The organism is Pseudomonas sp. LBUM1643, from assembly GCF_059716215.1.
On sequence record NZ_CP166813.1, the window covers coordinates 3,559,787 to 3,585,582 of the forward strand.

Sequence of the window (25,796 nt, forward strand, 5' to 3'; positions counted from 1 at the left end):
CATTCTACTCGCTGTGCAGATTTGCATAAATCAACTCTGCGAGTTTTTTACTGATCCCGGGCGCTTTGGCGATCTCTTCGATGCTGGCACGAGACAGCTCTTGCAATCCACCAAAATGTTTAAGCAAATCGCGCCGACGTGTCGGCCCGACCCCGGCTACGCCTTCAAGCGTAGACGTACGGCGGGTTTTGCCGCGACGTGCACGGTGCCCGGTAATGGCGAATCGGTGAGCTTCGTCACGAATTTGCTGAATCAGATGCAGTGCCGGAGAGTCCCCACGCAGGGTGAACTCATGCGCCGCATCATTCAGGTACAAAGTTTCGAAACCGGCCTTTCGGGTTGCCCCTTTGGCCACACCCAGCAGAATCAGGTCAGGTACCGCCAATTCGTTGAGGACGTCACGCGCCATCGACAGCTGACCTTTACCACCGTCCACCAGCAGAATGTCCGGTAGTTTGCCCTCCCCGTCCTTCAGCTTGCTGAAACGACGGGTCAACGCCTGGTGCATGGCGGCGTAGTCATCGCCCGGGGTGACGCCTTCAATGTTGTAACGACGGTAATCCGATTTGATCGGACCTTCCGGGCCGAACACCACGCACGACGCCACAGTCGCCTCGCCGCTTGAGTGACTGATGTCATAGCACTCAAGGCGCTGTGGAGGCTCATCCAGGTTCAGTACTTCTGCCAGCGCATCGAAACGCGCGGCGACATGCTGCCGGTTGGCCAAGCGTGCACCCAGTGCCTGTTCGGCATTGGTGACCGCCAATTGTTGCCAGCGAGCCCGCGTACCCCGCACCCGATGACTGATCGACAGTTCTCGGCCGCGCAATTCTTCAATGGCTGCGATCAGCGTGGGGAAATCTTCATGGACCACGTTGACGATCAACTCGCTCGGCAAGTCGCGTTCCGGGCTGCTGATGAAGTAATGCCCGAGAAAAGCCGCCATGACTTCAGAAACGTCTTCATCAATACCGACCTGAGGGAAGTAGTTCTTGCTGCCCAGAACCCGGCCGCCCCGCACGCTGATCAAATGAACGCAGGCGCCGCCAGGATTGACGAACGCGGCGATCACGTCGACATCGCCGGTCCCGCCTTCCATGCTTTGCTGATCCTGAACCCGGCGCAGCAGCGATATCTGGTCCCGCAACTCGGCCGCCCGCTCGAACTCGAGGTTGATCGCCGCCTCTTCCATGGCGGCGGACAATTCGTCGGTCAGCGCATTGCTGCGCCCTTCCAGGAACATCACCGAGTGCCGGACGTCCTCGGCGTATACCTCGGGCTCGACCAGACCGACGCAGGGTGCCTTGCAACGTTTGATCTGGTATTGCAGGCAAGGGCGCGTGCGGTTCTTGTAGTAGCTGTCTTCACACTGACGAACAAAAAACGTCTTCTGCAGCAAGCTGAGGCTTTCGCGAATCGCACCAGCGCTGGGGTAAGGACCGAAATATTTGCCCTTGGCCTTCTTCGCACCGCGATGGATGCTCAGACGAGGAAACTGACCATCTGAAAGGAAGACATAAGGATAGGATTTGTCGTCCCGCATCAGGATGTTGTACGGCGGACGCCACTCCTTGATCAGCGTCTGCTCGAGCAACAAAGCTTCGGTTTCGTTAGACGTGATCGTCGTCTCGACCTGCGCGATACGCGCGACAAGTGCTGCAGTCTTGGGGGCGAGACCGGATTTGCGGAAGTAACTGGACAGGCGACTCTTGAGATTCTTGGCCTTGCCGACGTAGAGCAGGCGCGCATCGCTGTCGAACATGCGATACACACCGGGACGCCCACTGACCGTCGACAGAAAAGCGCTTGGATCGAAAATTTCAGTCATTTCAGAGGCTGGCATCAACCATGCCGTGACGAACCGCCAACAGCGTCAACTCGACGTCGCTGCTGATCGAAAGCTTTTCGAAAATGCGGTATCGGTAGGTGTTTACGGTTTTTGGCGACAGGCACAATTTATCGGAGATTATCTGGACTTTCTGGCAGCCGACGATCATCAGCGCAATCTGGATTTCCCGCTCGGACAAGGCGTCGAACGGCGAATCGCTGGTGGGCTGGAAAGACTTGATGGCAAGTTGCTGGGCGATCTGTGGACTGATGTAGCGCTGGCCGGCGAATACCAGGCGAATGGCCTGGACCATCTCGGGCAAACCGGCCCCTTTGGTCAGGTAACCCGCTGCACCCGCCTGCAACAGTCGTGTAGGAAACGGATCTTCCTCGCACACGGTGACCGCAACGACTTTGATGTCGGGATGACTGCGCAACAACTTGCGCGTGGCTTCAAGACCGCCAATACCGGGCATCTTGACGTCCATCAGGACCACGTCCGGTTTCAACTCTCGCGCCTTGAGCAGGGACTCTTCCCCTGACTCGGCCTGGCCGACCACTTGCAGGCCATCGATGTCAGCCAGCATTCGTGTAATGCCTGTACGAACGAGATCATGGTCATCGACTACTAGCACCCTAATCAAGCAGACACCTCGCGCAATGGGCTTGTTGGTTGCCGGACACCTTAGCAAAAAGCAACTGGCAGACCTAGCGGCAAGCGCTATATAAAAAGTTTCAATACGTCTTGTAAGGCTTGTCGTATGCGTGCTTCAGCGGTATGGCGAGCGATGACCCGCAAATCTTGTGCGCTAATTGACAGGCAGTGAGCGTGTCAGACCTCTCGTTGTGCTCAGACGATAGAAAAGGCCAACGGCTGCCGATAGCAATTTCTGATTGAATCCACGTACCCGCCTCTAGTAAGCTCGGCGCATCCATCGGAGACAGATCCATGCTCAACACCCTTTCACAGCTTCGTACCACCAGCGCCTTGCGCTCGGTTGCGGCTGTCCGGGTGAAAGACGTTTGTGCTCCTGTCAGCTTTTATTTTGGGTATTGGTTTAGCCACTGGCGCGCCTGATACCCACACGGCGCCCACTTTAAACGGGTCGCCACCAGAGAATTCTCAACCCCCGGTCGGCCTCCCGACCGGGGGTTTTGTTTTTTCAGCCCCACACATTTTTAGCGACACACCAGACATCTCGAGGATTTAGAAAATGAACTACGCCACTTATTACCGTTACGACTTTTTTACCGCCTGGCGATTTACCAGCCTCCGCTCGGGACAGCCTGCCGCCTCCGATCGGTCACCCACAGGTGGCAAGCACATACACGCAGCCAATCCGGCTAATTGTCGAACACCCCACTAGGGCCGAGCGCGCGGGAACGAACCCGCCGCCAGCCCAGGAAGCCCGAACATGAACTCGTCCGTCTCTGCTCTGCCACTGTCCAACTTGAGCCCGGCCAATGAAACGCTGACCCTGCGTCTGCCCAGCTCGTTGCAGCTCAAACAGCAATTACCCCTCAGCAACACCCTGACCCGGCAAGTCGCCGCCCATCGCCAAGCGATCCGCGGGATTCTCAACGGTGAAGACTCCCGTTTGCTGGTCATCGTCGGCCCTTGCTCGATTCACGACCCTCAGTCAGCCCTGGAATACGCCGCCCATCTCGCGCACCTGGCGGCCGATGTCAGTGATCAGATGTTGCTCGTCATGCGCGCCTATGTCGAAAAACCCCGCACCACTGTCGGCTGGAAAGGCCTGGCCTACGATCCGCACCTGGACGGCAGCGACGACATGGCCGGCGGCCTGACCCTGTCGCGCGAGCTGATGCGCGAAATGCTCCAGCTCGGATTGCCGATTGCCACTGAACTGCTGCAGCCAATGGCGGCTGGCTACTTCGACGACCTGCTCAGTTGGGTCGCGATTGGTGCGCGCACCACCGAATCGCAAATTCACCGGGAAATGGCCAGCGGCCTGAACATGCCGGTAGGCTTCAAGAACGGCACCGATGGTGGAGTCGGTGTCGCCAGCGACGCCATGCGCTCGGCCGCCCATCCGCATCGTCATTTCGGCGTCGACAGCCAAGGGCACCCCGCAATCATCCAGACACCCGGCAACCCGGACACCCATCTGGTATTGCGCGGCGGTCATCGCGGGCCGAACTACGACCGCGACAGCGTTGCTCAAATACACAGCGACCTGACCAGACTCAAGATCCCGGCGCGAATCATGGTCGACTGCAGCCACGCCAATAGCGGCAAAGACCCGCTGCGCCAACCGGCGGTGTTCAACGACGTCCTCGAACAACGCCTGCAAGGCAATCACTCGCTGATCGGCATGATGATCGAGAGTCATCTGTTTGAAGGTTGCCAGCCGCTGAGCGCTTCGCTGCGTTACGGCGTTTCCGTGACTGACGGCTGCCTGGGCTGGAGCGGGACGGAGCAATTGTTGCGCGAGGCTGCAACTAGGCTTCAGGCACAACGAGAAATTGAATAGGTAGCGAGATTCAAAAATACTAAAGCCAGCGACGAGCCCTGCCCTCTACATCGCGGGGCAATCGTCAATGGCTTGGACACTTTCAGACATCGTTCCGCATAGCTTTCGGGCGCGGGGTTGAACCTTTGGACCGGTCTACCCGTTATCCTGAAGCTGCGGTCGCTGATCCTCTGCTCACCGACCTTCAGTAGTTTGTACGTGCTTTTCATTCGCTCGAGAAGATATGGATAAAAATTATTACATCAAGCATTTGTTTTTTGGGGTTTTTTACTTAGCTGCAGTGAGTGCTGCCTGGTTTTTGAGTGACGATTTATTCTATAAAGATGTGTTGTGGGTAACGTTCATGGCCCTGAGTACGCTGCTGTACCCTTTTTCCAGATACTTCATACAGTCGACGGCTTATAGAGTGAGGGCACCAGACTTTTGGAAGAAGGCATTGCTCGTACGGTATGGCCCGACCACTGGGATCGACGCGCTATTTTCATTTGCATGCATGGTGCTAGCCATTCCAATAGGCGGGTGCTACTTAATTTATCTTATTTACAAAAGAAGAGGCGACCGAAGCCACCTCTCATGATGCAGATTATAAATCCAGAATGTAGTCGTTCACGTTATTGACCAACGCATCATCTATGAGCGCACTCGTCAGGGCCATTAATAATGCAAACCCAAGTATCCCGACAGGGGTCGCTACGGTCAAACCGAACATGAAAGCAATTAGCGCCGCAGCGGCCCTGCCAGCGAGCAGGGTCTCCACTTTGACGAAAAAAGGACGCCAATCACCGTTCTCTGACGATTTTTTTGCTTCGCTAGCGAGATCGGTAAAATCCATGACATTACTCACCAGACCTAGGCCTTTACCAAATTTGTTAAGAGTTTTCGCCATCATTTCTTTATCCAAGGCATCCAACGCTTTTGCAATCGCCTCCCTGTCTTGAGCGCTAAATTTTTTCCTTAAATTACCTTGATACTGATCAAACGCCCGAATAGCGTGTTCGGCATTGCGGATTGTTTTTCCTTTGGCGTTATCAGCCAGCTGCTTTGCTAAAACTGATGCTTTTTCACCAAATTTCTCCGCCACCTCCTTATAAAAGTCAGCAGTGAATTTGATCGCGCTCTTGATTTGCTCAGCCTCATCCGCCCGTTCGGCCAATCCCCCAAAAGCATCAGCGGTAGCAGTGAGTTTCCTGGCCGATTCCGCTTTTAACAACGCGTCGTGATAGCTCAGCCATTTGACCCCGACCGGCGTATTCAACTGCAAGTAGACCAGTTCGTTTAGCGCTTCCAGTTCCGGCATGCTAAGCGGTGCGCTGATCTTGGGGTTTGCTGCCGGATATTTGAGGGTTACACCGCCACTCTTTAACGGCGGTGGCGCAACAACCGGCTGAATTTGCTCGATTTTCGTTGCTGCCAGGCTCTGTAATACTGCCCGATAATGATTCAAAGCCTGGGCACGCGTCATGCCTTCCAGTGAGCCCGATGCAGCGATGAGCTCTGTTTGCAGAAATTCCGGTAGTTGCTGGGCGTGTATGTCCCGCTCTTGAGCAATGATATTAAGTCGTTGATCGTTCAAAGCCTCCCACGAAACATCATCCAAATTGGCTGCTGATTCAAGCTGATTTCGTTGCCTGGCCAGTTCTGCAAGTTTACTTGCAATTACATCGACAGACAGCGAAAGTGCCTTTAGTTCCAGGGCCGATTTGTAGACATTATCGAACATGGCATAAAGCGCCTCCAAAGTGTCGCGATTTGCGCTGCCAGAATTTAAAAGCTCACGCATCTTCTGGCGTGGCAAGACCTCCATCAGGAAAAACGGGCTCTGTCCGTAGAGCCCGTAGATTGTCGGAGCAGTGGAAATGTATCGGGATTTCTTCTCATCAATCAGGTCCAACGCGACCTTTTGATCGACCTCTGCGGCCGCTTGGGGAGCAAGCGCCTGTCCCGTTTTTGCGGCAGATTTTCGTTCTTCCAGCTCCCGTTCTGTATCAGTGAAAAGAGTACTGAAGCGGGCGGTGTATTCAGTATAGATTAGTGACTGACTGTAGATTGCGTCATTCATGAACTCCGCCATGACGCTTGGAACTGCTATATCCCGAATAGTGCCGGGGCCACCCTCGCCGCGGCGCGGCCCCTCTTGGAGCCCCCACCCACTACCGTTGCCTATATAACCTCCACCACCTCCCACTCCGTATGTCTGCTCTCGACCGGCCACAATTCTTAGAGGCTTGATGTGATAAGCCTGCCCTCGGACGAATCCTTCGTCTGTGTCTGCCATTTTGCACTGCTCCATTTTTCACTGAAAAATTGTGATTCCGAATTTTCAAGTCCTCGGATTCGGTATTGAATCCCGCCTCGAACACCTCTATTTGACTTTAAAGGGGTCATCCGCGATGCCGGCTAATGCCACCACTTAGTAGGTACAATTAACGTTTATCGAGTAGGCCAAAGCTCTATAAACGAGTGCTCCCGTCATACTGCTGTCTTACACCACCGAAACACCCCGCACCCACCCGCGATTTTTCTCACTCCCCTACTCCGTTTTCACCACAAGACAGCGGCTTTTTCAGACATCCCGCGGCATGACAGTGCTTTAGAGTGAGGCGCAGTACACGACCCGAAACTCTCGAAAAAAGGGATGAACATGCAACGGAATGCACAGACTCAGTACCCGATCCTGCTGGTCCACGGGCTATTCGGCTTTGATCGGATCGGCACGCTGGAACACTTCCATGACATCAGGCCGGCCCTGCGATTCGCCGGTGCCAGGGTCTTCGTACCTCAGCTGTCCGCGACACACAGCAACGAGGCGCGCGGCGAGCAGCTTTTGGCACAGATCGAACGGGTACTGGAAGGCACCGGGCACAACAAGGTCAACCTGATCGGGCATAGCCAAGGCGCGCTGGCATCACGTTATGCCGCGGCAATGGCGCCACAAACGGTCGCCTCGGTTACCTCGGTCAGCGGTCCTAATCACGGTTCGGAACTGGCCGACTTCCTGCGCAAGGCGCTGACCCCTGGTGACCTGCCAGAACAGGTCGCCGAGACTGTCGCGACCTTGTTCGCCGACTTCCTGTCGTTGCTCAGTGGCCATCCACAAATGCCCCAGAACGCCATTGCGGCACTGAATGCCCTGACCACCGAAGGCGTCGGCGCATTCAATCTGAAATACCCGCAAGGGTTGCCGACGCAATGGGGTGGCATGGGGCAGCAGAAGGTTGGCGGGGTTCACTACTATTCCTGGAGCGGCACCTTGCAGGGCAGCATTCTCGACGACGGGCTGAACGCACTCGACCCCCTGCATTTCCTGTCCCGCGCCTTTTCTCACTACTTCATTACCGAGGCCGATCAGAATGATGGCCTGGTCGGACGCTTCAGCTCCCACCTGGGCAAAGTGATCCGCTCCGACTATCCGCTGGATCATCTGGGCACCATTAACCAGACTGCCGGTCGCACCTGGAAAAGCGTCAACCCGGTGGAGCTGTATGTGGAGCATGCGGAGCGCCTGCGCAAGGCCGGTCTGTGACACCGCAAGGAACTTTGAGAAGAATTAGGCCACTGAATCCGGTACGCTCAGCACTTTACTGAACATTAAATGGAGAGTTTTCCCATGCCTAAAGCTACTGCCCGTCACATCCTGGTTGCCAGCGAAGACAAGTGCAACGAACTGAAGTCCCAAATCGAAGGCGGCGCTGATTTCGCCGAAGTCGCCAAAGCCAACTCCACTTGCCCATCGAGCCGCCAGGGCGGTGATCTGGGCTCGTTCGGTCCAGGCCAGATGGTCAAGGAATTCGACACCGTGGTCTTCAGCGCACCGATCAACGTCGTGCAAGGCCCGGTCAAGACCCAGTTTGGCTACCACCTGGTGGAAGTGACCAGTCGCCAGGACTGATCAATCCGCGAAGTCTTTCTCACAACGGCCCGCCTTTTTGGTGGGCCGTTGTGTTTGGGACGATTAATACGGCTGGCGAGGGATGCGCCGCTAGCGTACAAATTGCGGATATCGACCACCCGGCTTTAAGGCTGACAATGCGACTGGCTTTCCCTACTTTATTGTTCACTGCCGTGGCCCTGCTGTTGGCAGCTGCCGGTGTGAATGCAGCACCGCAACATGCGCTGACCGTCTACGGCGAACCGGCAAAGTATCCTGCCGGATTCAGTCATTTTGCCTACACCAATGCGCAAGCCCCCAAGGGCGGCACGATGCGCCGTTCGGCGGTGGAAATCGGTCACTTCGACCACATTCTCCCGTACATCGACAAAGGCATCGGCGTCACCCAGATCGACGGCATGCTCTATTCGCCCCTCGCCCAACGTTCAATGGATGAGCCTTACACCGTATACGGCCTGGTGGCGCAAAAAATGGAGCGCTCCGAAGACGGTTTGTCCTTGCGCTTCTGCCTCAATCCAAAAGCCCGTTTTGCCGATGGCAAGCCCATCACCGCTGAAGACGTGCGCTACACCTTCGATTTGCTGATGACGCAGGGCAGCCTGCGTTATCGCACCCAGTTCGCCGACGTGAAAGGCGTCGAGATCGAATCGCCGCTGACCGTTCGGTTCGACTTCAAAAGCAATGAAAACCGCACCCTGCCGCTGGACGTCGCGACCCTGCCGGTGTTTCCCGAGCACTGGTGGAAGACCCGTGATTTTGCCGGTGGCGGCGGATACGAAGCGCCACTCGGCAGCGGCCCGTACAAGGTCGGCAAGGTCGATTCCGGGCGCAGCATCACCTTCGAGCGCAATGCTGACTGGTGGGGCAAGGACCTGCCGGTCAGCCGTGGCCTCTACAATTTCGATCATTTCAGCATTGAGTATTTCGGCGACATCGACGTAGCGCGTCAGGTGCTGCGCGGCGGCGCTTATGATTACAACCGCGAATTCTCCGCCACGGGTTACTCCATCGGTTACGACAGCCCTGCCCTGAGCGATGGACGACTGCAAAAAGCGCATTTGGCGACCCAGGCACCGCAACCCAGCCAGGGCTTCGTTTTCAATCTGCAAAACCCGATGTTCCAGGATCGGCGCACGCGCCAGGCGCTGGCCATGCTCTGGGATTTCGAATGGAGCAACCGGCAGATGATGCGCAACCTGTACATCCGCCAGCAGAGCTTCTTTTCCAACACTGACCTGGCTGCCCGCCATTTACCGGATGCTGGCGAACTGGCGATTCTTGAGCCCTTGCGCGGGCAAGTGCCGGACGAAGTGTTCACCCAAGTGTTCGAAGCACCGAAAACCGACGGCAGCGGCGTGATACGCGACAAGCAGTTGCAAGCCCTGGGCCTGCTCGAACAGGCCGGATGGAAACCCGATGGCGATCAACTGGTCAACGCTGATGGCAAACCGCTGAGCTTCACCTTCCTGGTCAGCCAGAACGGCATGGACCGCTTGTTACTGCCGTACAAGCGCACACTCAAGCAGATCGGCATCGACATGAACATCCGCCGTATCGACGCGTCCCAGTACGTGAACCGCCTGATGAGCCGCGACTACGACATGATCGTCACCGGCTACCCGGTGACCACTTCGCCCGGTGGCGAGCTGCTCAATTACTTCGGCTCGGTCTCGGCCAACGATCCCGGCGCCAACAACTACATGGTGCTGAAGAACCCTGTGGTCGACACCCTGATCAACGGCCTCATCCGCGCCACCACCCAGGCCGACATGCTGCGCTACTCCCATGCACTGGATCGGGTGTTGCAGTGGAATTACTACTGGATTCCCAACTATTACCCGCCGGGAACCTCCACCGTATGGTGGAATCGTTTCGGCATGCCCAACGAACAGGCGAGCAATGACGAGGCCATCGAAAGCTGGTGGGAAGTGAGCACCACGCCGCTGACCAATCAACAAATGACCGCCGAACGCATTACCCGCGGCAAACCCGGAGGGCCGCATTGATGTGGGCTTATGTAGCGCGTCGCCTGCTGTTGATCATCCCGACGCTGGTGATCATTCTTCTGGTCAACTTCGTCATCGTTCAAGCGGCGCCGGGCGGCCCGGTGGAACAAGCCATCGCGCACCTGCAAGGCATCGGCGGCGCGAGTGTCAGCGGTGGCTCCGGCGAAACCCTGTCCGGCACCTCGCGGGCCAGTCGCGGGCTCGACCCTCAATTGATCAAGGAGATCGAAAAGCAGTACGGCTTCGACAAGCCCGCCCACGAACGCCTATGGCTGATGCTCACCAGCTACGCCCGCCTGGACTTTGGCAAAAGTTTCTTTCGCGGCGCCACCGTCACCGACCTGATCCTGGAAAAAATGCCGGTGACGATTTCCCTCGGCCTCTGGGCAACGCTGATCACCTACCTGGTGTCGATCCCGCTGGGCATCCGCAAGGCCGTACGCCACGGCAGCCACTTCGACATCTGGAGCAGCACCGCGATCATCATCGGCTATGCCATGCCGGCGTTTCTGTTCGCAATGTTCCTGATCGTGGTGTTCGCCGGCGGCACCTCGCTGAACTGGTTTCCGGTGCGCGGGCTGGTCTCGGACAACTTCGAGTCACTGTCCACCGTGGGCAAGATCGCCGACTACTTCTGGCACCTGGTGCTGCCCGTCATGGCGCTGGTCATCGGCGGTTTCGCCACCCTGACCATCCTGACCAAGAACTCTTTCCTCAATGAAATCACCCGCCAATACGTGGTCACTGCCCGCGCCAAGGGCATGAGCGAACGTCGCGTGCTGTACGGTCACGTGTTCCGCAACGCCATGCTGCTGGTCGTCTCGGGCATTCCCCAGGCGTTCATCAGCGTGTTCTTCGCCGGTTCGCTGCTGATCGAAGTGATTTTCTCCCTCGACGGCCTGGGCCGCATGAGTTACGAAGCTGCCGTCTCACGGGATTACCCGGTGGTGTTCGGCTCGCTGTTCATCTTCACGCTGTTTGGCCTGCTGATAAAACTGGTCGGCGACCTCTGCTACACCCTGGTCGATCCGCGCATCGATTTCGCCGCGAGGAACGCCTGATGCTCAAGCTCTCGCCGCTGGGTCGCCGGCGCTTCGAACGCTTCAAGAAAAACCGTCGTGGATGGTGGTCACTGTGGTTGTTTATCGGTCTGTTCCTGCTCACCCTCGGCGGTGAACTGATCGCCAACGATAAACCGCTGGTCGTCAGCTATCAGGGCGAACTGTACTTCCCGGCATTCAAACGACACACCGAACAGGAGTTCGGCGGACAACTGCCGTTCCAGGCCGATTACCGTAGCGATTACGTGAAAAAACTGATCGAGAAGGACGGCGGCTGGATGCTGTTCCCGCCGATTCCGTTCAGCGCTGACACGCCAAACTACGACCTGAGCAAACCGGCGCCCAGCCCACCTTCCAGCGTCAACTGGCTGGGCACTGACGACCAGGCGCGCGACGTCTTGGCCCGTGTGATTTTCGGGGCTCGGGTGTCGATTTTGTTCGCTCTGATGCTGACCGTTGTCAGCGCCCTCATCGGCATCGCCGCCGGTGCACTGCAAGGGTATTACGGCGGCTGGGTGGACCTTCTTGGCCAGCGCTTGCTGGAAGTCTGGTCCGGTCTGCCAGTGCTTTATTTGCTGATCATTCTCTCTGGATTTGTCGAGCCGAATTTCTGGTGGCTGCTGGGGATCATGGCGCTGTTTTCCTGGCTGGCCCTGGTCGATGTGGTGCGCGCCGAGTTCCTGCGCGGACGCAACCTGGAATACGTCAAGGCCGCACGGGCACTGGGCCTGACTGATCGTAAAGTCATCGTGCGGCACATTCTGCCCAACGCGATGAACGCGACCCTGAGCTATCTGCCCTTCATCCTGACCGGAGCGATTTCGACGCTTACGGCGCTGGATTTCCTGGGTTTCGGCATGCCAGCGGGCAGCGCGTCCCTGGGCGAACTGATTGGTCAGGGCAAGCAAAACCTGCAAGCGCCGTGGCTGGGATTAACCGCGTTCTTTACCCTCGCACTGATTCTGTCCTTGCTGGTGTTTATCGGCGAGGCGTTGCGTGATGCCTTTGATCCGCGATCTTGATCCGCGATCTTTAGAGACGAACTGTTGATATGAGTAACCTGATCGAAATCCGTGACCTCAGCGTGGCCTTCAGCGGGCAGACCGTGGTGCGCAATCTGTGCCTGGACATCCGCCCCGGCGAATGCCTGGCGCTGGTGGGCGAGTCGGGCTCCGGCAAATCGGTGACCGCGCATTCGATCCTGCAACTGCTACCTGAAACCGGCACCGAGTCCACCGGCAGCATCCGTTATCGCGGCAAGGAATTGCTCGGCGCCTCGTCCAAAGTGCTGCGTGAGCTGCGCGGCAACCGGATCGCGATGATTTTCCAAGAGCCGATGACTTCGCTGAACCCGCTGCACACCATCGAAAAACAGATCGGCGAAACCTTGCTGCTGCACAAAGGCCTGACCGGTAAATTGGCACAGGCGCGAACGCTCGAATTGCTGCACCTGGTGGGCATTCAAAAACCCGGGGAGCGCCTCAAAGCCTACCCGCATCAATTGTCCGGCGGCCAACGCCAGCGGGTGATGATCGCCATGGCCCTGGCCTGTGAACCGGAGCTGTTGATCGCCGATGAGCCGACCACGGCGCTGGACGTCACCGTGCAGCGCAAGATCCTGTTGCTGCTCAAATCGCTGCAGCAACGCCTCGGCATGTCGCTGTTGCTGATCAGCCATGACCTTAATCTGGTGCGCAGCATCGCCCAGCGCGTGTGCGTGATGAAGGCCGGCGAAATCGTCGAGCAAGCGCCCTGCGAAACACTGTTTACCGAGCCGAAGCATCCTTACAGCTGCGTGCTGCTGAACGCCGAGCCGGAGGGCGAAGCCCTGCCTCGGGACGAACGCGAGAATGTGCTGAAAGTGGACAACCTGAGCGTGAAGTTTGCGCTCGCTGGCGGACTGTTCCAGCGCAAGACCTGGCTGCACGCGGTGGATGGCATCAGCCTGAACATTCAGCGCGGCAAGACCCTGGGTATTGTCGGCGAGTCCGGTTCCGGCAAATCGACCCTGGGCCAGGCGATCCTGCGCCTGCTCGATTCCGAAGGCAGCATTCGCTTTCAGGGCGAAGCACTGGATGGCCTGACGCAAAAGCAGTTGCGGCCATGGCGCAAGAAAATGCAGGTGGTGTTTCAGGACCCCTATGGCAGCCTGAGCCCGCGCATGTCGGTGGCGCAGATCATCAGCGAAGGCCTTGAAGTGCATAGCCAATTGACAGCTGATGAGTGCAAGGCCGAGGTGATACGGGCCCTTGAGGAGGTCGGTCTCGACCCGCAAAGTCGCGATCGCTATCCCCACGAGTTCTCGGGCGGTCAACGCCAACGCATCGCCATCGCCCGGGCACTGGTGCTGAAACCGGCGCTGATCCTGCTCGATGAACCGACCTCGGCACTGGACCGCACGGTGCAAAAACAAGTGGTCGCCCTGCTCCGCCAGCTCCAGGAAAAACACGGGCTGACGTACCTGTTCATCAGCCATGACCTGGCGGTGGTGCGGGCACTGGCCCATGACATGATCGTGATCAAGGATGGCAAGGTCGTTGAGCGTGGAGCGAGTCATGAGGTGTTTGAATCGCCGCAACATCCCTATACCAAGGAGCTGCTGGCGGCGGCGCATGTCGGGGCGACATGATTGATGCAGGCTTGAGACCGCGTCGCGCCCATCGCGGGCAAGCCCGCTCCCACATTTGATCTGTGGCGCACACAAATCCCCTGTGGGAGCGGGCTTGCCCGCGATGAGGCCCTAACTGGCAAAAAAAACAGGATCAATACCCTTCATGAATCCGACTGACAGCCTGAAGGACTACCAACGCGTGCGCCTGCTGGCGATCCGTTCGTTGTTCGAGATCATTGAGCAATCCAGCGAAGGCACGGTCATTGTCGACCGCGACGCCAACATCGTCTGGATGAACGAACGTTACGCCCGACGGTTTGGTCTGGAGTCGGCGCAGGTGGCGATCGGCAAACCGTGCGAAAGCGTGATCCCCGGCAGCCTGTTGCGCGAGGTGGTGCGCACCGGCCGGCCAATACTGCTCGACATGCAGGACACCCCGAAAGAACCCCTGGTGGTCATGCGCCTGCCGATTCATGACGACACTGGCGAGGTGATCGGCGCCATCGGCTTTGCGCTGTTCGACGAATTACGCAGCCTGTCGCCGATGCTCAAGCGCTACATGAGCATGCAGGAAGAACTCGCTTCCACGCGTTCGCTGCTGCGGGCCCGGCAAACCAAATACAACTTTGCCCATTTCATCGGCACCAGCGCCGCCAGCCTGGAAGTCAAACGCCGCGCCCGACGCAGTGCCAGCGCAGAGTCACCGGTGTTGCTGCTCGGTGAAACCGGCACCGGCAAAGAGTTGCTCGCGCAGGCCATCCACGGCGCCTCCCCACGGGCGCACAAAGCCTTCGTCAGCATCAACAGCGCGGCGATTCCCGAGGCATTGCTGGAGGCCGAGTTCTTCGGCACAGCGCCCGGCGCGTTTACCGGCGCCGACCGCAAAGGCCGCGTCGGCAAGTTGCAGCTCGCCCAGGGCGGCACATTGTTTCTCGATGAAATCGGCGACATGCCGCTGCCCCTGCAAAGCAAACTTTTGCGCGTGCTGCAGGAAAAGGAATTCGAGCCGGTGGGCTCAAACGAGATGATCCAGAGCGACGTGCGCGTGATCGCTGCCACGTCCATGGACTTGGAAGCGGCGATCAAACGCGGTGAGTTTCGCGCGGACTTGTATTACCGCCTCAACGTACTGCCCATTCAGGTCCCACCGCTGCGTGATCGCCTCGACGATCTGCCGGCGCTCAGCGAAGCGATCCTCGAAGAGCTGCGCAGTCAGCACGAACTCAATGGCGAAGCGCTGGCGCTGTTAGGGAAACACGCCTGGCCGGGGAACATTCGTGAACTGCGCAATGTGCTGGAGCGCGCGGCGCTGCTCAGTGATGACTTGATCCTCGACGCGACGGAAATTCGGGCGGCGATTGGCACGTTCACGCCGGTGGAGCGTGCGGTGGCGCTTAATCTGGAACCGACTCCCCGGGAGACTTTCAGCGAAGCTCGGGAGCGATCTGATCGGCAAGTGATTGAAGCCGCCCTCGCGCAATGTGGCGGAAAAGTCGTTGAGGCAGCCGCGCAGTTGGGGCTGGGGCGGTCGACTCTTTACAAGAAGATGGTGGCGTTGGGGATTGCCGAGTCTCCATAACGAGACATTAATCTCCATTGGTAGATATGGCCTCTTCGCGAGCAAGCCCGCTCCCACAGTGGTTGAGTTGTATGGTTTAACGCAGTCCTCTTGTGGGAGCGGGCTTGCCCGCGATGGGGCCGTTGATGGCAATGCAAATCCCACAAAAGAGACAAATATCTAAAAATTCCCACCACTACAGATAAATATCGTTATTTATCAATATGTTACAACGATGGCACGAAACTCGCTAATCCCTCCTTCACACGTTTCACCCAAAAAAATAACAATCCAGGAGACACACCATGAGTGTGATCATCGCCTTGGCAGCCCTGGCGCTGCTGATGCTGGCTGCTTACCGTGGCTACAGCGTTATTCTCTTTGCCCCCATTGCCGCCCTCGGCGCCGTTCTGCTAACCGACCCGTCCGCCGTCGCGCCTGCCTTCACCGGCGTGTTCATGGAGAAAATGGTCGGCTTCATCAAACTCTATTTTCCGGTGTTCCTGCTCGGCGCCGTCTTCGGCAAGCTGATCGAGTTGTCGGGGTTCTCGCGCTCCATTGTTGCGGCGGCGATCAGCCTGCTGGGGACGCGCCAGGCCATGCTGGTGATCGTGCTGGTCTGCGCGTTGCTGACCTACGGTGGCGTGTCGTTGTTTGTGGTGGTGTTTGCCGTCTACCCATTCGCGGCGGAGATGTTCCGCCAGAGCAACATTCCCAAACGCCTGATCCCGGCCACCATCGCCCTCGGCGCATTCTCGTTCACCATGGACGCCCTGCCCGGCACCCCGCAAATCCAGAACATCATCCCCAGCACCTTCTTCAACACCACCGCGTGGGCGGCCCCGTGGCTGGGTGTGATCGGCACGATCTTCGTGTTCTGCACCGGCATGTTGTTTCTGCAGCGCCAGCGCAACAAGGCCCAACGTGCTGGCGAAGGCTATGGCACGGAACTGCGCAACGAACCGGAAACCGCTGAAGACATCAAGCTGCCGAATCCCTGGGTCGCCCTGTCGCCGCTGCTGGCCGTGGGCATCATGAACCTGCTGTTCACCCAGTGGATTCCGCAGTGGTACGGCAAGACCCACAGCCTCGCGCTGCCGGGCATGACAACGCCGGTGACGACCGAAATCGCCAAGCTCACCGCGATCTGGGCGGTTCAGGCCGCGCTGCTCATCGGCATCCTCATGGTGTTGGCGTTCGGCTTTACCGCCATTCGCAGCAAACTGGCTGAAGGCAGCAAGAGCGCGGTCAGTGGTGCATTACTGGCGGCCATGAACACCGCATCGGAATACGGTTTCGGCGCGGTGATCGCGTCCCTGCCGGGCTTTCTGGTGCTGGCTGACTGGCTCAAGAATATCCCCAATCCACTGGTCAACGAAGCGATTACCGTCACGTTGCTGGCCGGCATCACCGGCTCCGCGTCCGGTGGCATGAGCATCGCCCTGGCGGCGATGTCCGAGCAGTTCATCAGCGCCGCCCACGCCGCCAACATCCCGCTGGAAGTGCTGCACCGGGTGGCCGCGATGGCGAGTGGCGGCATGGACACCCTGCCGCACAACGGCGCAGTGATCACCCTGCTGGCCGTCACCGGCCTGACGCACCGTGAAGCCTACAAAGACATTTTCTGTATTACGCTGATCAAGACCCTGGCGGTTTTTGTGGTGATCGGTACTTTCTACGCCACTGGCATTGTGTGAGGTATTCATGACGACTCTTTCGGGCAAGACCGCACTGGTCACCGGTTCCACCAGCGGCATTGGCCTTGGCATCGCCCTGAGCCTGGCCAAGGCGGGTGCCGACGTGGTGCTCAACGGTTTCGGCGATGCGTCCAAAGTCATCGCAGAGGTTCAGCAGTTCGGCGGCAAAGTCGGTCATCATCCCGCCGACGTCAGCGACCCGGCGCAGATTGCCGACATGTTCGCCTACGCCGAGCGTGAGTTCGGCGGTGTCGACATTCTGGTGAATAACGCGGGCATTCAGCACGTTGCGGCGGTGGAAGATTTTCCGGTGGAACGCTGGGACGCAATTATCGCGATCAATCTGTCATCGGTATTCCACAGCACCCGCCTGGGGCTGCCGCACATGCGCGCGCAGAACTGGGGCCGGATCATCAACATCGCCTCGGTGCATGGCCAGGTCGGTTCAACGGGCAAGGCAGCGTATGTCGCCGCCAAGCATGGGGTGATCGGCCTGACCAAAGTCGTCGGCCTGGAAACCGCCACGACCCACGTTACCTGCAACGCCATCTGCCCGGGCTGGGTCCTGACGCCGCTGGTGCAGAAACAGATCGATGATCGCGCGGCCAAAGGGATCGACCCGAAGCAGGCGCAGCATGATTTGTTGGCGGAAAAGCAGCCTTCGCTGGAGTTCGTCACACCTTCGCAACTGGGTGAACTGGTACTGTTCCTGTGCAGCGAAGCGGGCAGCCAGGTGCGTGGCGCGGCCTGGAACATTGATGGCGGGTGGTTGGCGCAGTAACAAGCGCTCACCCTGAAGCAAGGTAACCCTGTGCCACAGGAACTCTGTGGTGAGGGCACTCTGTGATAAGGAAACCCTGTGGCGAGGGAGCTTGTCGAATCGTCGCACCGTCCCGCTCGGCTGCGCAGCAGTCGTAAAAATAGGTGTCGCGACCATTTGGGGGGGGCGGCTACGCCACCCAGCGGGAGCAAGCTCCCTCGCCACAGAGTTCCCTCAGCCAATGCCTGAACAGACATAAGAAAAAAGAGGCCCAGCCATGTCCGACATCCTCTGGCAACCCGACGCCAAGCGCATCGGCAAGACCCGCATGGAGGCCTTTCGTCGCTTCATCGCGCAACGGCACCACCTGCACATCGACGACTACCCCGCCCTGCATCAATGGTCTATCGATCAGCGGGAAGATTTCTGGCAAGCCATCGTCGATTTTTTCGACATCCGCTTTCACGACCAGCCCGACGCGGTACTGCAGGAAGGCCCACAGATGCCCAGCGCTCAGTGGTTTCCTGGCGCCACATTGAATTTTGCCGATCACCTGCTGCGTCGCCGCGACGATGCTGTGGCGGTGATCGCCATTGCTGAAAACGGCCAGCGCGAACAGCTGACCTGGGCCGAACTTGCCGAGCACGTCGCAGGCTTTCAGAACAGCCTGAAGGCTGCCGGTGTCGGCGTCGGTGACCGGGTGGCCGCGTGCATGCCGAATACCTGGCAAACCCTGGTGGCGATGCTCGGTACGACCAGCCTGGGCGCCATCTGGTCCTGCTCATCGCCGGATTTCGGCACCCAAGGGGTGATCGACCGTTTTGGTCAGATCGAACCGAAAGTGCTGGTGACCTGCGCTGGTTACCGCTATGCCGGCAAAGAAATCGACCAGACCGCCAAGATCAACGAAATCCTCGAACGACTGCCGTCGCTGCAGGAATTGATCGTTGTGCCTTATGCGCGGTCACAGGCCCATGCCAGGGATTTCCACACTCACGCCAATGTCACCCTGTGGGACGATTTTTATGAAGTGGGCGGCGAGCCGGATTTCGTCCCCGTGCCCTTCGCGCATCCGCTGTACATCCTCTACTCCAGCGGCACCACTGGCGTGCCCAAGTGCATCATCCACAGCACTGGTGGCGTGCTGCTGCAGCACGTCAAGGAACACGGGTTGCACGCCGATCTTGGCGCCGGCGACCGACTGTTCTACTACACCACCTGCGGCTGGATGATGTGGAACTGGCTGGTCTCGGCCCTGGCGGTCGGCAGCGCAGTGGTGCTGTATGACGGCTCGCCGTTTCACCCGGAGCCTGAGCGTTTGATCGACCTGATCGATGACGAGCGCATCAGCGTCTTCGGTACCAGCCCTAAGTTTCTCGCGACCCTGGAAAGCAGTGGCATCAAGCCCCGGCGCACCCATGACCTGGGCAGCCTGAAAACCTTGCTCTGCACGGGCTCCGCGCTGTCGCCCCAGAGCTACGATTTTGTCTACCGTGACATCAAGTCGGACCTGTGCCTGGCCTCAATGTCAGGCGGCACCGACATCGTTTCGTGCTTCGTCATCGGTAATCCGCTGCTGCCGGTTCGCCGTGGCGAAATGCAGGGCAAGAGCCTGGGCATGGCGATCGAAGTCTGGAACGACGATAGCCATCCGGTCGTTGGCGAAAAAGGCGAACTGGTCTGCACGCGCCACTTCCCGGCGATGCCCATCGGGTTGTGGAATGACCCTGACGGCGAAAAACTCCGGGCGTCGTACTTCACCCAGTTCCCCGGCGTCTGGGCCCAGGGCGATTACGCCGAAGAACTGCACCACGGCGGGATGATGATTCATGGGCGCTCGGACGCCGTGCTCAACCCCGGCGGCGTGCGCATCGGTACAGCGGAGATCTATCGTCAGGTGGAAAAAGTCTCGCAGGTCATCGACAGCGTGGCCATTGGTCAGCAATGGCAGGACGATGTGCGTGTGGTGCTGTTCGTGAGATTGCGTGATGGCTTCGAGCTGGACGAAGGGCTTGAGCAGCAGATTCGCCAGGTCATTCGCGCCAACACCACACCCCGGCATGTGCCGGCAAAGATTCTCGCGGTCACGGACATCCCCCGAACCATCAGCGGCAAAGTGGTCGAGCTGGCCGTGAGGAATGTGGTGCATGGGCAGAAGGTGAAAAACACCGACGCACTGGCCAATCCTGAAGCGCTGGAGCAATACCGCAACCGGCCTGAGCTCCAGAGTTGATAGACATTTTCCAAAGGGGCTGTGTAGGAGCCGTGTAGGAGCCGTGTAGGAGCCGTGTAGGAGCCGTGTAGGAGCCGTGTAGGAGCTGTCGAGTGAAACGAGGCTGCGATCTTTTGACCTTGTTTTTATAAAAAGCAAAGTCAAAAGATCGCAGCCTCGTTTCACTCGACAGCTCCTACAGGGGGATGTGTCAGTCCATCAACCGCCAGGGATGTGTCAGTCCATCAACCGCCAGGGATGTGTCAGTCCATCAACCGCCATTCGCCCGGAAGGGCATAGATCAGTCTACGAGACCCCATTCGCCCGAAGGTGGCGGTAAACCTGGCGCTGTATCCGCGTGCAACTTCAAGCGTAAGCGCAGATTGTTCACCGAATCCGCGTGTTTCAACGCTTCCGTTTCATCAATCGCCCCCTCGGCGACCAGTGCGAACAGCGCGCCATCAAAGGTCTGCATGCCCACATTCGCTGACTTCTCCATGATCCCCTTGAGCTCGTCAAACTCATGGCGCCGGATCAAATCCGCAATCGTCGGCGTGCCCAGCATCACCTCCACCGCTGCCCGGCGCTGACCATCGCTCGTGCGCACCAGACGCTGCGAAACGAAGGCCTTGAGGTTGTTGCCCAAGTCGTGCAGCAGTTGTGTTCGGCGTTCGTCGGGGAAGAAGTTGATGATGCGGTCTAGCGCCTGATTGGCGTTGTGCGCGTGCAACGTGGAAATGACCAGATGGCCGGTGTCGGCGAACGCCAGCGCATGCTCCATGGTCTCGCGGTCGCGAATTTCGCCGATCAACACCACATCAGGCGCCTGGCGCAGAGTGTTTTTCAACGCGGCGTGAAAACTGCGCGTATCAACGCCCACCTCACGCTGATTGATGATCGACCGCTTGTGCCGATGGATGTATTCGACCGGGTCTTCAATGGTGATGATATGGCCACTGCTGTGACGATTGCGGTAGTCGATCAACGCCGCGAGCGAGGTCGACTTGCCACAGTCGGTCGCACCGACGAACAGCATAAGGCCTTGTTTCAGCATCACCGTTTCGAGCAGCACCGGCGGCAGCTTAAGGTCTTCGAAACGTGGAATGTCGAGCTTGATGTTGCGCGCCACAATGGATAAATCGTTGCGCTGCTTGAAAATGTTGACCCGAAAGCGCCCGATACCCGGCAAGGAAATCGCCAGGTTCATCTCCAATTCCCGATCGAACTCCAGGCGCTGCTCGGCGTCCATGATGGAGGCGGCAATGGCCGCGACTTCCCCCGGTTTGAACGGCTGGTCGGTCAGTACTCTGAGCGTTCCATCAAACCGTGCGCTCGGTGGCGCTCCAGTGGACAGATAAAGGTCGGAACCATTCTGTTGAGCCAATAACGTTAACAGTGCATCGATTTCCATGGCACATTGCACCCGCGAAGCAATCGAGTAAAAAAATGACCCCGATCGGGTCATCCAGCGTCTACCGCCTAGGATAGTAGACGCCGCCTCACCGACTTTAGTGCAGGACTTTTTGATGAACGCATCACCCATCGGCAGCGATGCCCAGGCTTTGATTGCCCGAATGGACTGGACCCGCAGCCCTCTGGGCCCCGCCAGCACCTGGCCGCAGAGCCTGAGAACCGCCGTGGACATCGTGATTCACTCGCCGATGCCCATGCTGCTGCTGTGGGGATCGCAGTTGACGCAGATCTACAATGACGGCTTTGCTCTGTTGGCCGGTAACAAACACCCGCAGGGTTTCGGACAGCCTACCCACCAGATATGGCCAGAACTTAGAGATTTTACCGACCCGATTTACAGCGCCGTCCTACAAGGACAAGTGCGCACCTACAGCGAGCAGCGCTTCACGTTGCAGCGTGGCGATGGCGAATCCGAGTTCTGGCTTGACCTGACCTACAGCCCGATCCGCGATGAAAACGCCCAGGTCGCCGGAATCCTGATCACCGCCATTGAAACCAACGAACGCCGTCGCATCGCGCTGGAACTCGAACAACGTTCCGCCGCCAGCCTCAAGGCCCAGCGTGAAACCGAGGAACGCCTGCAGCTTGCCCTCGCGGCGACCGATGCTGTGGGTACCTGGGACTGGAACATCAGTGACGATCAATTCATCGCCGACACCCACTTTGCCCAACTGCACGGGATCGACCCGCTACTCGCCAGCCAGTTGCCGATCAGCGCGTACCTTCAGGGCGTGCATCCCGAAGACCGCGCCATGGTCACTCGCGGCATCAAGCACGCCATCACTCACGGCACTGAATACGCCGAGGAATATCGCCTGCTGCAGCCTGACGGCCAGGTGCGCTGGGTGTTCGCCCGTGGGCGTTGCTACAAGGACCATCATGGCCGGCCGATCCGCTTCCTGGGTGCAGCACTCGACCTGACCGAACGCAAACAAACCGAACAGGCGCTGCGTCAGAGCCAGACCGAACTGCAGCTGATCATCAACGCCATGCCGATCCTGATCAGTTACGTGGACAGCGAAGAGCGCTTCCGCCTGAATAACGCCGCCTACCTCGACTGGTACGGTCGCACCCCTCAGGAACTGTACGGCCGCACCATCCGCGAGGTGATAGGGGACGAAGCCTACGCCCTGCGCGCCAAGCACATCGCCAAGGCGTTGAACGGCAAGACCTGTCGCTTCAGCATCAAGACCCGACACCGCGACGGCAGCAGCCGCCACGCCTTGATGAACTACCTGCCGCGCCACGGGCCGGATGGCGCCGTGAATGGTTTCTATATTTTCGTGATCGATGAAACCGAGCGCAAAAAGACCGAAGACGCGCTGCTCAATCTCAACGAAACCCTGGAAGAACGTGTCGCCGCGCGAACCCAGCAGCTTGCGGAAGCCAACCAGCGGCTGCAAAACGAGATGACCGAGCGTGAACGCGCCGAGGATGCCTTGCGCCATGCGCAGAAGATGGAAGCGGTCGGCCAGCTCACCGGTGGCATTGCCCATGACTTCAACAACATGCTCACCGGCATCATCGGCAGCCTCGACCTGATGCAGCGCTACATCGCGGATGGACGCGCCGCCGAGATCGGCCGTTTTACCGAAGCTGCGGTGTCCTCCGCCAACCGCGCCTCCGCCTTGACCCATCGCCTGCTGGCGTTTTCCCGACGGCAGTCGCTGGACCGCAAGCCGTTGAACGCCAACGACCTGATCCACTCCCTGGAAGACCTGCTCAGCCGTACCAAGGGCGACCACATCGTGCTCAAACTGCGACTGGTCGACAACGTCTGGCCCGTCAGCACCGACGTCAGTCAGCTGGAAAATGCCCTGCTCAATCTGGTGATCAACGCGCGGGACGCGATGCCAGACGGCGGTGACCTGCTGATTGAAACCGCTAACGTTTACCTCGACGACAGCGACATCATCACCCTGGAACCGGTCAAGGCCGGTGACTACTTGATGATTGCCGTCAGCGACAACGGCACAGGCATGACGCCGTCCATTCTGGCGAAAGCGTTCGATCCGTTCTTCACCACCAAACCCATCGGTCAGGGCACGGGACTCGGGTTGTCGATGATTTATGGTTTTGCCCAGCAGTCCGGCGGACATGTCCACCTCGACAGCGTGCCCGATCAGGGCACCTGTGTTCGCCTGTACTTGCCCCGATTGCGAGTCGCCGAGCCGGAAAACACGTTACTTCCCTTCACAGGCGAGGCCCCGGCGGCCATTGCTGGCGAAACCGTGGTGCTGGTCGAAGACGATCCGGCGGTGCGCATGCTGGTGCTCGACCTGCTCCGGGAGCTGGGTTATCACGCCCATGAAGCCGAAAACGCGAAAGCTGCCTTGCCGCTGCTGGAGTCCGATTTACGCGTGGATTTGCTGGTGACCGACGTGGGGTTGCCGGGCATGAATGGTCGTCAGCTGGCGGAAATCGCGCGCCAGCACCGGCCTGATCTTAAAGTGCTATTCATGACGGGTTATGCGGAGAAAGCCGCCGAACGCCAGGGCTTCCTTGAGCAAGGGATGGACATGGTGGCCAAGCCTTTCTCCATTGATCTGCTGGCCAGCAAGATTCGCACGATGATCGGCCAACACGAGTGAGTTAAGGCATAATCGCCGCCCCCGCTGTCAGCACCGTTGCAAGGTACCTGCCCCATGAAAGCTCAAGCCCGCCACATTCTGGTGAAAACCTCGGAAGAAGCCGAGCAGCTCAAACAACGTATCGCCAAAGGTGAAGCGTTCGATGTGCTGGCCAAGAAGTACTCCACCTGCCCCTCCGGCAAACGCGGCGGCGACCTGGGTGAAGTGCGGCCCGGGCAGATGGTCGGGGTGATCGATGCGGTGATCTTCAAAAAGCCGTTGCGGGTGGTGCATGGGCCGATCAAGAGCAAATTCGGGTATCACCTGGTGCAGGTGTTTTATCGGGATTGACGGGTTGGCTTAAGGGCCCCATCGCCAGCAGGCTGGCTCCCACAATGGATCTTCAGTGCCCACAAACCCTTGTGGGAGCCAGTTACCACAATGCATCTTCAGTGCCCACAAACCCTTGTGGGAGTCAGTACCACAATGCATCTTCAGTGCCCACAAACCCTTGTGGGAGCCAGTACCACAATGCATCTTCAGTGCCCACAAACCCTTGTGGGAGCCAGTTAACACAATGGATCTTCAGTGCCCACAAACCCTTGTGGGAGCCAGCCTGCTGGCGATCCGTTGGCGCAGCCAGCGGCCATCCTCTACTTATCTGGGAATCAATGCCCCCGGCAACTGAATCACCCGACTCGCCAATTGATGCCCGGCCTCGGCCGCGTCTTCCGGGCTACCGCCCTTGAGCCGGCTCGCCAGGTACGCAGCACTGAATGAATCCCCCGCGGCCGTGGTGTCCACCACCTGCTCGACCCGCTGCGCCGGCACTTTAAACGACTCCCCACCACACCGAATCAAACACGCCTCGGCGCCACGCTTGAGCACGACCTCTGGCGTTCCGATCTGCTCATAAGCGGCAAACACCGCTTCGCAATCGGCAAACTGAAACAGCGCCTGCTCGTCATCGACGGTCAGCAACGCCAGGTCCACCTGCGGCAACACGCTGCGATAGGCCGCCCGCGCCTCGTCCACCGAAGCCCACAAGCGCGGCCGATAGTTGTTGTCGAAGACAATTCGTGCGCCCCGCTGTCGGGCTTCGATCAGCGTTTCCAGCAACTTTTCCCGGCCTTGCGCGCCGAGCACCGCCAAGGTGATACCGCTGAAATACAGCACGTCATAACCCGGCAGCGCCGCCAGGATCGGTGCGGCTGCCGGGGTGGTGAAGCAATCGCGGACGGCGGCTTCGTTGCGCCAGTAGAGAAAGCGCCGCTCGCCTGCGGCATCAGTCTGGATGCAGTAAAGGCCGGGTAAGCGGCCGGGCAAGCGCTGGACCATGCCCAACCCGATGTTTTCGTCGGCCCAGGTGCGGCACATGGCGTCGCTGAAACTGTCATCGCCCAGGGCGGTGACGTAATCCACCGAACCGTCTGCACCGAGTGCTCGGGACAGGTAAACAGCCGTGTTCAAGGTGTCGCCGCCGAAGCTTTGCTGCAGGCTGCCATCGGCGTGTTGTTGTAGCTCGATCATGCATTCACCGATCAAGGCGATGCGAGGGGTGTTGGGGGTGGTCATTGTTGTTCTCTGATGATTCGAGGGTGTCCGGCTGGACGCCATCGCGAGCAGGCTCGCTCCCA

The 25,796-nt window shown here is 58.8% G+C and carries 19 protein-coding genes; 14 read left to right on the plus strand and 5 right to left on the minus strand.

The features are described 5' to 3' along the window. Window positions 1–4: 4 nt before the first annotated feature. Together uvrC and gacA are read right to left on the minus strand one after the other, a co-directional pair. Window positions 5–1,828: an excinuclease ABC subunit UvrC gene (uvrC, locus tag ACA063_RS15940; RefSeq protein WP_162436586.1), complete on the minus strand. Its 1,824-nt coding sequence runs from the start codon at window positions 1,826–1,828 to the stop codon at window positions 5–7. Window position 1,829: 1 nt separating this feature from the next. Next, window positions 1,830–2,471 carry a response regulator transcription factor GacA gene (gacA, locus tag ACA063_RS15945; RefSeq protein WP_082069126.1) on the minus strand — a complete coding sequence of 214 codons (642 nt, stop codon included), beginning with the start codon at window positions 2,469–2,471 and terminating at the stop codon, window positions 1,830–1,832. 771 nt (window positions 2,472–3,242) lie between these two features. On the opposite strand from gacA, the gene ACA063_RS15950 reads away from it, so the two are divergent. Together ACA063_RS15950 and ACA063_RS15955 are read left to right on the plus strand one after the other, a co-directional pair. Beyond that, window positions 3,243–4,322: a 3-deoxy-7-phosphoheptulonate synthase gene (locus tag ACA063_RS15950; protein ID WP_497662410.1), complete on the plus strand. Its 1,080-nt coding sequence runs from the start codon at window positions 3,243–3,245 to the stop codon at window positions 4,320–4,322. Window positions 4,323–4,545: 223 nt separating this feature from the next. Next, window positions 4,546–4,899 carry a colicin E1 family microcin immunity protein gene (locus ACA063_RS15955; RefSeq protein WP_497662411.1) on the plus strand — a complete coding sequence of 118 codons (354 nt, stop codon included), beginning with the start codon at window positions 4,546–4,548 and terminating at the stop codon, window positions 4,897–4,899. A gap of 6 nt (window positions 4,900–4,905) precedes the next feature. On the opposite strand, the gene ACA063_RS15960 is transcribed toward ACA063_RS15955, so the two are convergent. Continuing rightward, the gene (locus tag ACA063_RS15960; protein ID WP_497662412.1) at window positions 4,906–6,381 is read right to left on the minus strand and encodes a colicin-like pore-forming protein; all 1,476 of its coding nucleotides are present in this window, start codon (window positions 6,379–6,381) and stop codon (window positions 4,906–4,908) included. 582 nt (window positions 6,382–6,963) lie between these two features. Here ACA063_RS15960 and ACA063_RS15965 point away from each other — a divergent pair. The 10 genes from ACA063_RS15965 (at window position 6,964) to ACA063_RS16010 (ending at window position 20,137) form a co-directional block, all read left to right on the plus strand. Further along, the gene (locus ACA063_RS15965; protein WP_497662413.1) at window positions 6,964–7,845 is read left to right on the plus strand and encodes a lipase family alpha/beta hydrolase; all 882 of its coding nucleotides are present in this window, start codon (window positions 6,964–6,966) and stop codon (window positions 7,843–7,845) included. An 84-nt stretch (window positions 7,846–7,929) separates the two neighbouring features. Continuing rightward, window positions 7,930–8,211: a peptidylprolyl isomerase gene (locus ACA063_RS15970; RefSeq protein WP_497662414.1), complete on the plus strand. Its 282-nt coding sequence runs from the start codon at window positions 7,930–7,932 to the stop codon at window positions 8,209–8,211. 137 nt (window positions 8,212–8,348) lie between these two features. Next, window positions 8,349–10,217 carry an extracellular solute-binding protein gene (locus tag ACA063_RS15975; protein ID WP_497662415.1) on the plus strand — a complete coding sequence of 623 codons (1,869 nt, stop codon included), beginning with the start codon at window positions 8,349–8,351 and terminating at the stop codon, window positions 10,215–10,217. After that, window positions 10,217–11,278 (plus strand): microcin C ABC transporter permease YejB, encoded by a 1,062-nt coding sequence (locus tag ACA063_RS15980; protein ID WP_497662416.1) that lies wholly within the window; start codon window positions 10,217–10,219, stop codon window positions 11,276–11,278. The genes ACA063_RS15975 and ACA063_RS15980 overlap by 1 nt, the downstream gene beginning before the upstream one ends. Next, the gene (locus tag ACA063_RS15985) at window positions 11,278–12,300 is read left to right on the plus strand and encodes an ABC transporter permease (protein ID WP_497662417.1); all 1,023 of its coding nucleotides are present in this window, start codon (window positions 11,278–11,280) and stop codon (window positions 12,298–12,300) included. Before ACA063_RS15980 ends, ACA063_RS15985 begins: the two co-directional genes overlap by 1 nt. A 29-nt stretch (window positions 12,301–12,329) precedes the next feature. Beyond that, window positions 12,330–13,907 carry an ABC transporter ATP-binding protein gene (locus tag ACA063_RS15990; protein ID WP_497662418.1) on the plus strand — a complete coding sequence of 526 codons (1,578 nt, stop codon included), beginning with the start codon at window positions 12,330–12,332 and terminating at the stop codon, window positions 13,905–13,907. 145 nt (window positions 13,908–14,052) lie between these two features. Beyond that, a complete protein-coding gene (locus ACA063_RS15995; RefSeq protein ID WP_497662419.1) occupies window positions 14,053–15,468 on the plus strand; it encodes a sigma-54 interaction domain-containing protein in 1,416 nt (471 codons plus the stop codon). 284 nt (window positions 15,469–15,752) lie between these two features. Beyond that, a complete protein-coding gene (locus ACA063_RS16000) occupies window positions 15,753–17,144 on the plus strand; it encodes a GntP family permease (protein ID WP_497662420.1) in 1,392 nt (463 codons plus the stop codon). A 7-nt stretch (window positions 17,145–17,151) separates the two neighbouring features. After that, entirely contained in the window at window positions 17,152–17,925 is a 774-nt protein-coding gene (gene hbdH / locus ACA063_RS16005) for a 3-hydroxybutyrate dehydrogenase (protein WP_497662421.1), read from the plus strand. A gap of 256 nt (window positions 17,926–18,181) precedes the next feature. Beyond that, complete coding sequence (locus ACA063_RS16010) at window positions 18,182–20,137, plus strand: acetoacetate--CoA ligase (RefSeq protein WP_497662422.1); 1,956 nt, start codon at window positions 18,182–18,184, stop codon at window positions 20,135–20,137. 280 nt (window positions 20,138–20,417) lie between these two features. Here ACA063_RS16010 and ACA063_RS16015 read toward each other — a convergent pair whose 3' ends face one another. Continuing rightward, on the minus strand, window positions 20,418–21,527 hold the full coding sequence (locus ACA063_RS16015; protein WP_497662423.1) for a PilT/PilU family type 4a pilus ATPase: 1,110 nt from the start codon (window positions 21,525–21,527) through the stop codon (window positions 20,418–20,420). Window positions 21,528–21,642: 115 nt separating this feature from the next. On the opposite strand from ACA063_RS16015, the gene ACA063_RS16020 reads away from it, so the two are divergent. After that, complete coding sequence (locus ACA063_RS16020; RefSeq protein WP_497662424.1) at window positions 21,643–24,180, plus strand: hybrid sensor histidine kinase/response regulator; 2,538 nt, start codon at window positions 21,643–21,645, stop codon at window positions 24,178–24,180. Between the two features lie 54 nt (window positions 24,181–24,234). After that, complete coding sequence (locus ACA063_RS16025) at window positions 24,235–24,510, plus strand: peptidylprolyl isomerase (protein ID WP_007898282.1); 276 nt, start codon at window positions 24,235–24,237, stop codon at window positions 24,508–24,510. Between the two features lie 306 nt (window positions 24,511–24,816). On the opposite strand, the gene ACA063_RS16030 is transcribed toward ACA063_RS16025, so the two are convergent. Next, window positions 24,817–25,734, minus strand: coding sequence for a sugar kinase (locus tag ACA063_RS16030; protein WP_497662425.1), 918 nt, complete (start codon window positions 25,732–25,734; stop codon window positions 24,817–24,819). Between the last annotated feature and the right edge of the window lie 62 nt (window positions 25,735–25,796).

Excerpts from the sequence above, each read along its gene's own strand:
- uvrC (WP_162436586.1), bottom strand. The coding sequence starts at position 1,828 with ATGACTGAAATTTTCGATCCAAGCGCTTTTCTGTCGACGGTCAGTGGG.
- ACA063_RS15950 (WP_497662410.1), top strand. The coding sequence starts at position 3,243 with ATGAACTCGTCCGTCTCTGCTCTGCCACTGTCCAACTTGAGCCCGGCC.
- ACA063_RS15955 (WP_497662411.1), top strand. The coding sequence starts at position 4,546 with ATGGATAAAAATTATTACATCAAGCATTTGTTTTTTGGGGTTTTTTAC.
- ACA063_RS15960 (WP_497662412.1), bottom strand. The coding sequence starts at position 6,381 with ATGAATGACGCAATCTACAGTCAGTCACTAATCTATACTGAATACACC.
- ACA063_RS15965 (WP_497662413.1), top strand. The coding sequence starts at position 6,964 with ATGCAACGGAATGCACAGACTCAGTACCCGATCCTGCTGGTCCACGGG.
- ACA063_RS15970 (WP_497662414.1), top strand. The coding sequence starts at position 7,930 with ATGCCTAAAGCTACTGCCCGTCACATCCTGGTTGCCAGCGAAGACAAG.
- ACA063_RS15975 (WP_497662415.1), top strand. The coding sequence starts at position 8,349 with ATGCGACTGGCTTTCCCTACTTTATTGTTCACTGCCGTGGCCCTGCTG.
- ACA063_RS15980 (WP_497662416.1), top strand. The coding sequence starts at position 10,217 with ATGTGGGCTTATGTAGCGCGTCGCCTGCTGTTGATCATCCCGACGCTG.
- ACA063_RS15985 (WP_497662417.1), top strand. The coding sequence starts at position 11,278 with ATGCTCAAGCTCTCGCCGCTGGGTCGCCGGCGCTTCGAACGCTTCAAG.
- ACA063_RS15990 (WP_497662418.1), top strand. The coding sequence starts at position 12,330 with ATGAGTAACCTGATCGAAATCCGTGACCTCAGCGTGGCCTTCAGCGGG.
- ACA063_RS15995 (WP_497662419.1), top strand. The coding sequence starts at position 14,053 with ATGAATCCGACTGACAGCCTGAAGGACTACCAACGCGTGCGCCTGCTG.
- ACA063_RS16000 (WP_497662420.1), top strand. The coding sequence starts at position 15,753 with ATGAGTGTGATCATCGCCTTGGCAGCCCTGGCGCTGCTGATGCTGGCT.
- hbdH (WP_497662421.1), top strand. The coding sequence starts at position 17,152 with ATGACGACTCTTTCGGGCAAGACCGCACTGGTCACCGGTTCCACCAGC.
- ACA063_RS16010 (WP_497662422.1), top strand. The coding sequence starts at position 18,182 with ATGTCCGACATCCTCTGGCAACCCGACGCCAAGCGCATCGGCAAGACC.
- ACA063_RS16015 (WP_497662423.1), bottom strand. The coding sequence starts at position 21,527 with ATGGAAATCGATGCACTGTTAACGTTATTGGCTCAACAGAATGGTTCC.
- ACA063_RS16020 (WP_497662424.1), top strand. The coding sequence starts at position 21,643 with ATGAACGCATCACCCATCGGCAGCGATGCCCAGGCTTTGATTGCCCGA.
- ACA063_RS16025 (WP_007898282.1), top strand. The coding sequence starts at position 24,235 with ATGAAAGCTCAAGCCCGCCACATTCTGGTGAAAACCTCGGAAGAAGCC.
- ACA063_RS16030 (WP_497662425.1), bottom strand. The coding sequence starts at position 25,734 with ATGACCACCCCCAACACCCCTCGCATCGCCTTGATCGGTGAATGCATG.